The following is a 12,477-nucleotide window of genomic DNA, read 5'->3' on the forward strand; positions in this document are numbered from 1 at the left end:
ATTCTGACAGCTTCAACATTAAGTGGTTTTTAAATGCTAATTAAGTACTACTTAAGTATTCACAGTATAAATACTTAAGTATAAATATTGATGATATTTATTAAAAAATATAAATAATAAGTATTTTAAATAAGTTGAATACCTCTCAGATTAGGAGTTGCTCATGGATATTTTCAGACCTTTTCTCATTTCATCCGTCATTGAAAAATTTCATTTCCTATTGGTCTTGGGCTTTCTTTGGATGTTTTCTGTAGGGCACGCCTATGCTGGCACAGGAAATTCAGAACCCCCCACACAATACTGCTCACTAGGGCTAGTCAAAGATAGCGTCAATGGCCTGTGCTATGAAAAATGTCCAACTGGCTTCTCCGACAAGCCATCTAACGGCATTTGTTATGAAAAATGTAAAGATGGATTCTCCATGAATGGCACAAGTTGCCAACAAACCCAAACCTATGTTAAAAAAAGCTACACCAGAACCTCGACGCAGAATCCATACTGTACAAGCTATCAAGAAAAAATTGGCTCGCGGTGCTTTGCTCTATGTTACTCAGGCTATGTTGGCGTCGGGGATACTTGTCAGCAGAGTTGTAAGGAGGGGTTTTCAGATAAGGGGAGTCAATGCGTTAAATCCGTTGTCTACACACCCACTCAGACGAAAACCACAGAGGTAAAAAGTACCCCACAAATTTGTACTAACCAGCGTAAAGACACTATATATCCCATTGTGCTGGTTCATGGCTTTGGTGGCTGGGGCAAAGCTACTATAGTCGAACACATGCAAGGTATCAAAAAAATGTTGGAAGACGGTGGAGCCACCGTTTTGGTGCCAACCCTCCCTCCCTTTGCTAACAATCATAAAAGAGGCCAGGCTTTGCTTTTACAGCTAAAGCAATACAGAGATACCATGAAAATTGATAAATTTCATTTGATTGGCCACTCTCAGGGGGCGCCTGCCTCAAGGTATGCCGCAGGTATACGCCCCGACTGGGTGGTCTCTGTAACCACCGTGGGCGGGGTCAACTGGGGCACTGAGTTTGCTGATTTTTTATTAGATTGGATTAAACCCAATAATGTTTTGGGCGTAATGGCGATATTGGGCACAGAAATAGTCCAAAAATTCATAGATGTTAATTTGCTTCCTTTAGATTTTAATTATCTGCTTGCAAGGAACAAAGCGGATATCCAAGAAGCTGGTGAAGCCCTCAGCACGTCTGGTATGAGAGAATTTAACCGACAATTCCCTGCGGGTCTTGGGGTGAATAAAGACAATGTACCCGAAAGAGGTATGAGCTTAGCAAGTCCTTTAAGTTTTGTTAAAAGTAACATAAATGGAGAACCTCTCCCCATCTTGTTTTATTCTTGGACGGGGAAACAACCATTCGCCGCATCAGTTGACCCTTACCTGGCTATCATGATTCCCGCCGCGGAAATAATTAAAGCGAGAGGGGGTGGGGAGTCCGACGGCTTAGTTCCTGTCACCTCTGCAATGTTTGGCTATTATTTGGGTGCCTACAACCATGAACATGTAGCTGAAATCAATTTCATTGGATTTATACCAACTCCACAACAGGTCAACCCCATTTCACTATGGTGCGAACATGCCGTCAGACTTAAAGAGGCAGAGATGACAATGCTGGTACCTTATTTATTACCCTATGGTTTTGATCCAAAAAAATATGTTTCCTTGCATCCTGACTTGATTCAAGCAGGTGTTGACGGAACCAAGCATTATTTGCAATATGGACGCAAAGAACAGCGACGCTATAGGTAAGAAACGCTCAGGAACTCAACCCCGCACTTCCCCCGCCCCCAACACCACATATTTCAATGAGGTGAGGCCCTCAATGCCCACAGGGCCACGGGCGTGGAATTTGTCAGTGGAAATGCCAATCTCAGCGCCCAAGCCGTACTCAAAGCCATCGGCAAATCGGGTGCTGGCGTTGACGATGACGCTGGCCGAGTCCACCTCGCGCATGAAGCGCTGGCTGTGCACATGGTTCAGCGTCAATATGGCGTCGGTGTGGTGGCTGCTGTAGTGGTTGATGTGGGCGATGGCCGCATCCAAGCCGTCCACCAGCTTGATGCTGATGATGGGCGCCAAATATTCTTCGAACCAATCTTGCTCGGTGGCGTCTTTGAGCACCGCGCCTTTGACATTCGCCAGCAAGGCCTTGGCCTCGGGGCAACAACGCATTTCCACGCCTTTATCGGCAAACACCTGGGCTATGCGCGGCAAAAACGCCGCCGCCACGCCGCGTGCCACCAGCAGGCTTTCTGTCGCGTTGCAAGGGCTGTATTTTTGGGTTTTGGCGTTGTCGACGACGGTGAGCGCCATGTCCAAGTCGCAGGGGTCGTCCACATAGGTGTGGCAGTTGCCGTCCAAATGTTTGATGACCGGCACCTTGGCGTCTTGGCTGATGCGCTCGATCAAACCCTTGCCGCCGCGCGGAATGACCACGTCCACATACTGGGGCATGGTGATGAGTTCACCCACAGCCGCGCGGTCGGTGGTGGGCACGAGCTGCACCGCGTCGACTGGCAAACCGGCCTCGGCCAAAGCTTGTTGCACCAGCACAGCCAAAGCTTTGTTGGAGTCGATGGCCTCGGAGCCGCCGCGCAAGATGCAGGCGTTGCCACTCTTAATAGCCAGCGACGCGGCTTCGATGGTGACGTTGGGGCGGCTCTCGTAAATCATGCCAAACACACCAATGGGCACGCGCATTTGCCCCACCCGAATACCGCTGGGCTGCTGGCTCATGCCGCTGATGCTGCCAATGATGTCGGGCATGGCTGCCAGCTGCTCGCAGCCGATGGCGCAGGTTTCCAGTGTTTGGGGCGAGAGCTTCAAGCGGTCGACCATGGGTTCGGCCAAACCGGCGGCTTGGGCGCGGAACAGGTCTTTGGCGTTGTCGGTTTGCAAAGCAGCGGTGTGTTCGCGCAGCAAACGCGCCAGCACCCGCAGGGCATGGGCTTTTTGCGCCGCTGTGGCACGCGCCATGCCCGCCGACGCACAGCGGGCTTGCAGGCCCAAGGTGCGCATGAGTTCGGGGATGGTGGTGGCGGCGTTCATGGCTTGATTTTGGCAGACAAGCCGTTCAGGCGGGTTGACAGGCTTTGCTGAGCATCAAAGCCAAACGACCCAAAGCCTGCCAGCTGTCTGGCGGCCACTGTGCAAAGCGCAAGCCTTTGACCACGCCGTCCACTTGGTGTGCGGCTTGCAGCAAGCGGTCCATGACCACAGGGGACAAGCGTGGCAATACCCTCTCAAACAAACGTTCCTTGGGACCCCAAATGCGCTGCTCACGCAACACCTGCGGCAGGGCCCGACCGCTGGCTACCGCGTCTTTGACACGTTTCAAGGCACGAATGTCCTCGGCCAAAGCGAAATGCACCAGCACCTCGGAAGTGCCCTCAGCCCGCAAGCCGTCCAACATGCGCTGCACCCGCAGGTGTTGACCTGCCAACACGGTTTCGCTGAGCTTGAACACATTGAAACGCGCCACATTCAAGACGGCGCTTTCAATGTCTTCGAAACTCAGCTCCTGCGCGGGGTAAAGCAAAGCTAATTTTTGAATTTCTTGGTGGGCAGCCAGCAAATTGCCCTCCACCCTGTCGGCAAAAAACTGCAAGCTGCGCTGCCCCTCTTCACCGGCACGCACACGCTGCTGCTGCAAGGCCAAACGCTGGGCAATCCAAGCGGGCAAAGCGGCTCGTTCAACAGGCTCGATTTGCACGCTGATGCCATGAGCGTCCAAGGCGGTGAACCAACCCGAAGATTTAGCGGTTTTATCAAGCCTAGGCAAAGACAGCAGTACCAACACCCCGTCATTGCCCACACAAGCCTGCGCCATACGTTGCAAAGCTTCGCTGCCTTCTTTGCCAGGCTTGCCCGAAGGAATGCGGATATCGATAAGTTGCTTGTCAGCAAACAAACTCATGGCCGAAGCGGCTGATTCCACCTCGCTCCAATCAAAATGCGCACCTGCGACGGTGAACACATGGCGCTCTGAAAAGCCTTGTTGTCTGGCGGTAGCGCGTATCGCATCAGCCGCCTCTTGCAACAACAAAGCCTCGTCGCCATGCAAGGTGTAGAGCGAGCGCAGCTCTTGCGGCAGTTGTTCAGTCAAGCGTTGGCCAGAAAGCTGCATGGGGTCTGTCGGCCTAGGGCATGCGCACGACAGCAAGTCGACGCAACACCTGCTGCACCAAGTCCGATCGCATATCACGGTTGAGCAAACCCTCTTCGGTTTCTTTGGACAAAGCCGCGGTTTCGCTAAAGCTGATGTCTCGCTCTTGCACCAACTCGGTGTCTGGAATTAACTCGATGCCGTCGCGGGTACGCAACTTGAAGCGAATGCGAAAGCGCAATTGAAACTCTCGCACCGCTCCCGCAGAGGTGCGGCTGAGAATGACTTTCTCTGGCAACTCCTGCAACAAATCAAAAATCACATCCGCACGCTCGACTTGCTTGGGGTCGCTGATGACCTCTACCCGTCCAGAGGCAGAAATATTGCGCTTGAGTTCTTGGCCAAACACAGACGCTTCAGGCAGTCCGCTGTAAAGGGTACGAAACGGGTAGTTGGGGGCTTGGCGCAACTGAAAGCCACAGGCACTCAAACCCATCAATAACCCACTAGAGACAAATATGCGGCGTTTCATCATGTTTAAACCACTATGTTGACCAAACGCCCCGGCACCACAATCACTTTTTTAGGTGCTGCGCCTTGGGCTTGTTTTTGGAATGCTTCGTTGGCCAAAGCCGCTTTTTCAATGTCTTCTTTGCTGGCCGTGGCAGGCACTGAAATGGACCCGCGCAGCTTGCCGTTGACTTGCAGCATGAGTTCGATCTCGTCGCGCAGCAAAGCGGTTTCGTCCACGCTGGGCCAAGCCGCGTCAAGCAAATCGCCAGTGCGGGCGGCCAAGCCGAGCTCCACCCACAATTGGGCGCTGATGTGGGGGCAAGCGGGATAAAGCATGCGCAGCAACACCGACGTACCTTCGCACAACACCGCTTGGTCACCTGGGCTGCCATCGGGTTTGAAGTCTTCCAAAGCGTTGAGCAGCTTCATGCAGCCAGACACCACGGTGTTGTATTGCATGCGCTCGTAGTCATAGCTGACTTGCTTGAGCGTCAGGTGCACATCGCGGCGCAGATCGGCGGCTTGTTTGCGCACAGTGGCTTGGCTCAAGTTGCCCGCGGTCGCGGCCGCAATAACAGCTTCGTGCTTGAACGCAAAGTTCCAGACGCGGCGCAAAAACCGAAAGCTGCCCTCCACCGCCGAGTCGTTCCACTCCAGCGTGGCCTCGGGTGGTGCGGTGAACATGGTGTACAGGCGTGCGGTGTCGGCGCCGTATTTTTCGATCAGATCTTGCGGGTCCACGCCGTTGTTCTTGCTCTTGGACATGGTGCCCACGCCCTCGTAGTCGATGGGTGTGCCCACGGGCAATTTGCCGTCGCCGCTGTCGGCAGGGTTTTTCAGCTTGGCACCCACCACTTTGCCGGTGTCGTCCAGCACATGCTCGACATCATGCGGCCAGAAATAATCTTTGCCACCTTTGGCAGTGCGGCGCGAATAAATGTGGTTGAGCACCATGCCCTGCGTCAAGAGTTTGGTGAAGGGTTCATCGACCTTGACCAGCCCCAAGTCGCGCATCACCTTGGTCCAAAACCGCGCATACAACAGGTGCAGGATGGCGTGCTCGATGCCGCCGATGTACTGGTCCATGCCACTGCCGCCCGTGGCGTGCTGGGCGTCACGCATCCAGTACTGCGTGCCTTCGGCCACCATGGCGTCAGTGTTGGTGGGGTCGCAGTAGCGCATGAAATACCACGACGAATCCACAAACGTATCCATGGTGTCGGTCTCGCGCCGCGCGGGTTTGCCGCAGGTGGGGCACGCGACACGCTGGTCGCTGCCTGGACTCGCCTTGTGGAAACCTTCGTGTTTGTGCAGCGGGTTTCCTGAGCCGTCAGGGATGCAGTCAAGCGGCAGGATCACGGGCAGGTCTTTTTCGGGCACGGGAACTGCGCCATGCTCTTCGCAGTGGATGATGGGTATCGGCGTGCCCCAATAACGCTGGCGACTCACGCCCCAGTCACGCAAACGCCAAGTGATTTTTTTCTCGCCCAAGCCTTTGGCTTGCAGCAACTCGGCCACTTTGTTCACCGCGTCTTTGAAGCGCAGGCCATCAAGTTCGCCAGAGTTGACGCACACGCCGTCTTTGGTGGCGTACCACTCTTGCCATTCGATGGGAGAAAACTCGTGCCGCATTGACTTGAGGTCATCGGCGAGTTGTTGCTGAGTCTTCGGAGGAAGAAGTACATCTCGCTCTTTTTCGATTTCCTGCCGAACAATTTGTGCAACCCGAGTTTCGACCACCTGCGTGATCGGCAACTGGTACTTGAGGGCAAACGCAAAATCGCGCTCATCGTGCGCGGGCACACCCATGACCGCGCCATCGCCATAAGACATGAGCACATAGTTGCCCACCCACACCGCCACTTGTTCGCCCGTCAAGGGGTGCGTGACAAACAAGCCGGTGGGCATGCCCACCTTGTCTTTCACCGCCAACTCGGCCTCGGTGGTGCCGCCTTCTTTGCATTCTTCCAAGAACGCTGCCAGCTGGGGGTTGGTGGCCGCCGCATGCAGCGCCAAAGGATGTTCAGGCGCGACCGCGCAAAAGGTCACGCCCATGATGGTGTCGGCGCGGGTGGTGAACACATACATGCGGCCGTCTTGGATCAACTGACCGTCGGTGCCGCGAATATCGTGCGTGAAAGCAAAGCGCACACCCTCGCTCTTGCCGATCCAGTTTTCTTGCATCAAGCGCACTTTGTCGGGCCAGCCGTTCAATGTGGCTTTGGGGTTGCCGACCTGTACGTGGTCGAGCAGCTCTTGCGCGTAATCGGTAATCTTCAAGTAATAACCAGGGATTTCGCGCTTTTCCACCACCGCACCGGTGCGCCAGCCTTTGCCGTCTATGACTTGCTCGTTGGCCAACACGGTTTGGTCCACCGGGTCCCAGTTGACCACTTGGGTCTTGCGGTAGGCCACACCAATATCGAGCATCTTCAAAAACAGCCACTGGTTCCACTTGTAGTAGGTGGCGTCGCAGGTGGCGACTTCGCGGCTCCAGTCGATGGCCAAACCCATGGCCTGCATCTGCTTTTTCATGTAAGCGATGTTCTCAAAGGTCCACTTGGCGGGGGGCACGCCGTTCTTTAAAGCCGCGTTTTCGGCCGGCAGGCCAAATGCGTCCCAGCCCATGGGCATCAACACGTTGTAGCCCTTCATGCGCAACTGTCGCGTGAGCATGTCGTTGATGGTGTAGTTGCGCACATGGCCCATATGCAGCTTGCCGCTGGGGTAAGGCAGCATGGAGCAGGCGTAGTACTTGGGACGGCCGGTGTCTTCGCTGACGCGGTAGACGTCTTTGGCGGTCCAGTCGCTTCGGACAGACGCTTCAACGTCTTTGGGAATATAGGTCTCTTGCATGGGGCTCAATAAATAGCCCCTGCGATTTCATGGCTGCAGGGGCGGGAAAGATGCTTGGATTTTAGGCGCAGGGGGCTGAACGGCCAAAGCTACCTTGGTGAGACCCGCTTTTTGCAACAAACCCATCACCTCAGCCACGCGCCCATAGGGCACGCGTTGGTCAGCGCGAAGTTGTACTTCAACAGACGCATCGGTACTGGCTTGCATCGCCAACACCGCTGGCAAGGCTTCAAGCGCCACGGGTTTGTCGTCGATGAAAACCAAGCCTTGTGGGTCAAGACTTAGGCTCAGACCGTTACTGGGTGCAGGGGCAGAGGCCGCCTCAGTAGACGGCAAATCGAGGCGCAAGGCGCTTCCCATCAGGGGAGCAGTGATGAGAAAAATCACCAGCAATACCAACATCACATCCACCAAAGGGGTGACATTGATCTCGCTCATGGGCGCCCTCGCGGGGTTGGATTCAAATTCACCTATACGCATTGCGCAATGCCTATTGAGCGTGGGTCATGAAATAAGCGCGCAAGTCAAATGCCAACGCATCCAATATTGCATCCATGGATGCCAACCGCCTGCCCAACAAGTTGTAGGCCATTACTGCGGGAATGGCCACCCCCAAGCCTGCTGCCGTCATCACCAAAGACTCCCCAACGGGCTGAGCCACTTTGTCTAAGGTGTACTGGCCAGCAAGGGCCAAGTTGACCAAGGCGTGGTAGATGCCCCAAACTGTGCCCAACAAACCGATAAACGGTGCAGTCGCTCCCATGGTGGCCAACATATCTTGGCCAAATTGCAAGCGATGACGGATGATTTGCAAGGCATGACGCAAGCCACTGCTGAGCCGGTTTTCATTGGAAGCCTCGGCAGCCAAGCCCTGTGTTGTGGCCGCCAAAGGGTTGCGCAATAAACCAACAAACAACTTTTGACTGTCCAGTGCGGACCAAGTGGTGTGCAGTTGTGACCAGTCTTGGGCTTGCGACCACGCAGCCTGACACAGTGCCAAATCGCGGTTGGCGACAGACAACAGCCATGTCTTGTAAATAATCAACACCCAACTCAGCACCGACATGGTACACAGAACCACCGCCACCAGTTGGTTCAAAGCATCAGCCTGTGCAAACCAGTGCAACAAACTCATGGCCGCGCGCTCCTCAACCCCAGTACGTCAAACATATCAAACAAGCCGCGTTGCTGACCAGCCAAAAACCGTGCTGCCCGCAAACTGCCCTCGGCGTAGGTGCTACGGCTCGACGACTTGTGGGTGATTTCAATGCGCTCGCCGGTACCGGCAAATAAAACCGTGTGGTCGCCCACGATATCGCCACCACGGATGGTGGAAAAGCCTATGGCGTGATCGGGGCGTGCGCCGGTGTGTCCTTGGCGATCAAACACCGCGCATTGCTTTAAGTCGCGCCCTAAAGCTTGGGCTATGACTTCGCCCATCTTGAGTGCCGTGCCCGATGGGGCGTCTACCTTATGACGGTGATGGGCTTCAATGATTTCAATGTCGTAGTCTGCAGCCAAAGCCACGGCAGCCATCTCCAACAATTTCAAAGTCACGTTCACGCCCACACTCATATTGGGCGCCATGACAATGGCGATGTCTTGGCTGGCAGCTTGAATGTGCGCTTTTTGTGCATCACTGAACCCTGTGGTGCCAATGACCAACTTCACACCCAACTCACGGCAAGCTTGCACATGCGCCATGGTGCCTTCAGGCCTCGTAAAGTCGATCAGAACTTGTGCGTCTTGCAAGCCGACTTTGAGATCAGATTGAATCATCACGCCGCTTGCTTGCCCTAAAAAACCTGTCGCATCATTGCCTATATACACACTGTCAGCAACATCCACGGCGCCCACCAATTGACAGTCAGCTGCCTCTGTGAGCGCTTGAGCCAACATTTGGCCCATGCGCCCGCTGGCGCCAGCGATAGCAACGCGATGGGGTTGGGCGATAGACGTCGTCATAGCGGCTTAGGGTGCTTCAAGCGGTGGGTAGGCTTTTGCAACAGGAGGCGCTGTCGCTTTAGGAGTTGCGCTCACGGGTGCAGGCGCATTCTTTTGGAATTTCTCCAACTCTTTGCTTGTCGCCTCTAAGCGGGGCACCACTTTGCGGTCTTCAGGCACCGCAATACGCTCAGCAAACTCGGATTCGCTGGGCAAATCGTCACCTTCAAAGCGAACGTACAAATCGTCTTTGAAGTAAACCGACAGCTGCCGTTGCTGTGGCTTTGTACCCTTTCGCACAATCGTGAACGCATAGTCCCAGCGATCGGAGTGGAAAACACTGGCGATCAAGGGGGTACCCAAAATGTCTTTGACTTGATTGCGCCCCATTCCCACACGCAAAGCCTGCACTTGCTCTTTGGAGACAAAGTTGCCCTGCACCACCTCCACCCGATAAGGCGTGACTTTGCGAATTGCACGCGCCATGGGGTCATCTATGGTGGAACACGCAGACAACAGCAAGAAAACAGCGGTCACGCACAAGGCCATTGTCTGGCGCATAAGAGTCATGGTGGGCTAAGGGCAAGTTATGATGGAAACATTGTAACGATGGGCATCACACCCGCTACTCACTTCGCAACAGAAAGCACGAATGTCCTCCATTGACGGCTTAAAAAACACGGGCCTCAAAGCCACGGTGCCGCGTTTAAAAATTTTGGAACTTTTCCAAAAAAGCGGGCAGCGGCATATGAGTGCCGAGGATGTTTACCGTTTCGCGCTTGAGGAGCGTGCCGATATTGGTCTGGCGACCATCTACCGAGTACTGATGCAGTTTGAGCAAGCTGGCATTTTGTCGCGCAGTCAATTTGAAGGTGGCAAATCCGTCTATGAGCTCAACCAAGGCCAGCACCACGACCACTTGGTGTGCCTAGATTGTGGCCGTGTTGAGGAGTTTTATGACGCAAGCATTGAGCAACGCCAACACGATATTGCACACGCCAAGGGCTTCGAGATCGCTGACCACGCCCTCAGCTTGTATGCGCACTGCAAGCGCTCGCCTTGCCCTTATAAATCAACCTGATTTTTTTTGCTCGTCCAACATGGCCTGTCGATGGCGATGGACAAATTTATCGTAGGTATCGATACCGCGCAATTGCAAAATCGTGTTGCGCACAGCCGCCTCAACCAAAACCGCAATGTTGCGACCCGCAACCACCTGAATTACCACTTTACGAACGGGTATGCCCAGCACATCTTGGGTAAGAGGCTCATGCGGCAGCCTTTCATAGTCGCGCTCTAAAGTTTCTTTGCGCACCAAATGCACAATCAATTTGAGACGCATTTTTCGACGCACCGCGGTTTCACCAAATATCGCTTGAATGTCCAGCAAGCCAATGCCGCGTACTTCTAACAAATTTTGCAGTAACTCTGGGCAACGCCCCTCAATCGTGGTTTGGTTGATGCGGTACAAATCGACCGCATCATCGGCGACCAAACCATGACCTCGGGAGATCAACTCCAAGCCCAACTCGCTTTTGCCAAGACCAGACTCGCCAGTAATGACCACGCCCATGCCCAAAATATCTAAAAAAACGCCATGCAAAGTGGTGCGGTCAGCAAAATGCTTGGACAAATAAGCACGCAGCAAATCAATGACAAAGGCCGAGGATTCTGTGGTGGCAAAAAGCGGAATTTGCGCTTCTTCGCACATCTTGAGCAGGGGCGGGGGCGGCGTTTGCCCATCAGCCACCACCAAAACGGGGGGTTCAAGCGTCACGATGCGCCCAATACGGCGCTCGGTGTCCACCAGGGGACTGTTGTTGAGGTAGCGAATTTCACGCTCGCCCAGCACCTGCAAACGGTAGGGGTGTATGTAATTTAAGTAACCCACCAAGTCGGCACCCGAGCGTGCCATGCGGACCGCCACTTCATCAAAATGGCGCTCAGAAGCACCCTGACCCGCTATCCATTGCCATTCCAGCTTTTCTCTGAAGTCTTCAAACAAGACATCTGCGCTAACAGCGGTGGGTTTCAATGGCTTGCGTCAGACCGTAAGGGTCGATTGCCAGGCGACGATGAGTTGATGCAAGTCTTGGGCATCGCTGGACTTCTTGAGCCGCTCGCGTAAGACAGTGTCGCTGAGCATCTCGGCTATTTCAGAAAGTATTTCCAAATGCTTTTGGGTGGAAGCTTCTGGAACCAGCAAAAAGAACAGCAAGCACACAGGTTGCTCGTCTGGGGCATCAAACCCTATAGGTTGGCTTAAACGAAAAACTGCCGCCAGCGGCGACTTCATGCCCTTGATACGACCATGCGGAATGGCCACACCGTGGCCCAGGCCCGTTGAGCCCAAGCGCTCGCGGGCAAACAAGCTGTCCGCTACCAATGCGCGGTTGAGCCCATGCAAGTTTTCAAACAGCAATCCGGCTTCCTCAAAAGCACGTTTTTTGCTGGTGACGTCTACCTGCACAAGGGCTTGTGCAGAAGGCAAGATGGCAGAGAGTCTGTTCATATTGGGGTGCTGATTATGCACCGCTTAGCCATGTCAAGCTAGGGTATATATTTAATTGTTTAGTTTTAAAAAATCAGGATTTTACAAGAAAAAGCCACCTGAGAGGCAGGTGGCTTGGCTGTTGAATAAGCCAGCAGAACTAGGTCATCTCAGCGCGTTTAGGGCTGGTGTGGCCATGATCCTGCAAGCGGTCTTTGTGGCGTACCACCTGTCTGTCCAATTTATCGACCAACTCATCCACCGCTGCGTACAAGTCTTCGCTGCAAGACTCGGCAAACAAATCGCTGCCTTTGACGTGGATATTGCATTCGGCTCGCTGCCTGCGCTCTTTCTCTTTTTGCTTTTCGATGCTAAGTATCACGCGCACATCGACCACTTGGTCGAAATGGCGGTTGATGCGATCGAGTTTTTGGGTGACATAGCCGCGCAGGGCTGGGGTGACTTCAAGATGATGACCGCTGATCGTCAAATTCATAGGACTCCTCCAGAAAAGTACCTGACCGTTTCATCAAGCAACATGCC

At 54.0% G+C, this 12,477-nt stretch carries 13 protein-coding genes; 2 read left to right on the top strand and 11 right to left on the bottom strand.

Features of this window, described 5'->3' with window-relative positions; genetic code table 11:
- Positions 1-163: 163 nt before the first annotated feature.
- Positions 164-1,774 (top strand): esterase/lipase family protein, encoded by a 1,611-nt coding sequence (locus AC9UEO_RS09520; RefSeq protein WP_509532490.1) that lies wholly within the window; start codon positions 164-166, stop codon positions 1,772-1,774.
- A gap of 15 nt (positions 1,775-1,789) precedes the next feature.
- Here AC9UEO_RS09520 and AC9UEO_RS09525 read toward each other — a convergent pair whose 3' ends face one another.
- From AC9UEO_RS09525 to AC9UEO_RS09560, 8 genes are read right to left on the bottom strand one after another with little or no spacing between them, the layout of a single operon-like run.
- Positions 1,790-3,073 (bottom strand): glutamate-5-semialdehyde dehydrogenase, encoded by a 1,284-nt coding sequence (locus AC9UEO_RS09525; protein ID WP_509532491.1) that lies wholly within the window; start codon positions 3,071-3,073, stop codon positions 1,790-1,792.
- A 25-nt stretch (positions 3,074-3,098) separates the two neighbouring features.
- Complete coding sequence (gene holA, locus AC9UEO_RS09530) at positions 3,099-4,151, bottom strand: DNA polymerase III subunit delta (RefSeq protein WP_509532493.1); 1,053 nt, start codon at positions 4,149-4,151, stop codon at positions 3,099-3,101.
- Positions 4,152-4,164: 13 nt separating this feature from the next.
- The gene (locus tag AC9UEO_RS09535) at positions 4,165-4,665 is read right to left on the bottom strand and encodes an LPS-assembly lipoprotein LptE (RefSeq protein WP_509532495.1); all 501 of its coding nucleotides are present in this window, start codon (positions 4,663-4,665) and stop codon (positions 4,165-4,167) included.
- Positions 4,666-4,667: 2 nt separating this feature from the next.
- Entirely contained in the window at positions 4,668-7,499 is a 2,832-nt protein-coding gene (leuS, locus tag AC9UEO_RS09540; protein ID WP_509532497.1) for a leucine--tRNA ligase, read from the bottom strand.
- A gap of 27 nt (positions 7,500-7,526) precedes the next feature.
- On the bottom strand, positions 7,527-7,937 hold the full coding sequence (locus tag AC9UEO_RS09545) for an ExbD/TolR family protein (RefSeq protein ID WP_509532498.1): 411 nt from the start codon (positions 7,935-7,937) through the stop codon (positions 7,527-7,529).
- Between the two features lie 52 nt (positions 7,938-7,989).
- On the bottom strand, positions 7,990-8,634 hold the full coding sequence (locus AC9UEO_RS09550) for a MotA/TolQ/ExbB proton channel family protein (protein ID WP_509532500.1): 645 nt from the start codon (positions 8,632-8,634) through the stop codon (positions 7,990-7,992).
- Positions 8,631-9,464, bottom strand: coding sequence for a 4-hydroxy-tetrahydrodipicolinate reductase (dapB, locus tag AC9UEO_RS09555; RefSeq protein WP_509532502.1), 834 nt, complete (start codon positions 9,462-9,464; stop codon positions 8,631-8,633). Before dapB ends, AC9UEO_RS09550 begins: the two co-directional genes overlap by 4 nt.
- A gap of 6 nt (positions 9,465-9,470) precedes the next feature.
- Entirely contained in the window at positions 9,471-10,013 is a 543-nt protein-coding gene (locus AC9UEO_RS09560; RefSeq protein WP_509532504.1) for an outer membrane protein assembly factor BamE, read from the bottom strand.
- An 82-nt stretch (positions 10,014-10,095) separates the two neighbouring features.
- On the opposite strand from AC9UEO_RS09560, the gene fur reads away from it, so the two are divergent.
- Positions 10,096-10,524, top strand: coding sequence for a ferric iron uptake transcriptional regulator (gene fur, locus AC9UEO_RS09565; protein ID WP_509532506.1), 429 nt, complete (start codon positions 10,096-10,098; stop codon positions 10,522-10,524).
- Here the strand turns inward: fur and hprK are convergent.
- From hprK to hpf, 3 genes are all read right to left on the bottom strand, one after another.
- Complete coding sequence (gene hprK, locus AC9UEO_RS09570) at positions 10,516-11,478, bottom strand: HPr(Ser) kinase/phosphatase (protein ID WP_509532508.1); 963 nt, start codon at positions 11,476-11,478, stop codon at positions 10,516-10,518. The two genes, fur and hprK, sit on opposite strands and share 9 nt — an antisense overlap.
- Positions 11,479-11,487: 9 nt before the next feature.
- A complete protein-coding gene (locus AC9UEO_RS09575) occupies positions 11,488-11,955 on the bottom strand; it encodes a PTS sugar transporter subunit IIA (RefSeq protein WP_509532510.1) in 468 nt (155 codons plus the stop codon).
- A gap of 139 nt (positions 11,956-12,094) precedes the next feature.
- Complete coding sequence (hpf, locus tag AC9UEO_RS09580; RefSeq protein WP_509532512.1) at positions 12,095-12,430, bottom strand: ribosome hibernation-promoting factor, HPF/YfiA family; 336 nt, start codon at positions 12,428-12,430, stop codon at positions 12,095-12,097.
- Between the last annotated feature and the right edge of the window lie 47 nt (positions 12,431-12,477).

This window comes from Limnohabitans sp. (assembly GCF_040401495.1).
Lineage (GTDB): Bacteria > Pseudomonadota > Gammaproteobacteria > Burkholderiales > Burkholderiaceae_C > Limnohabitans.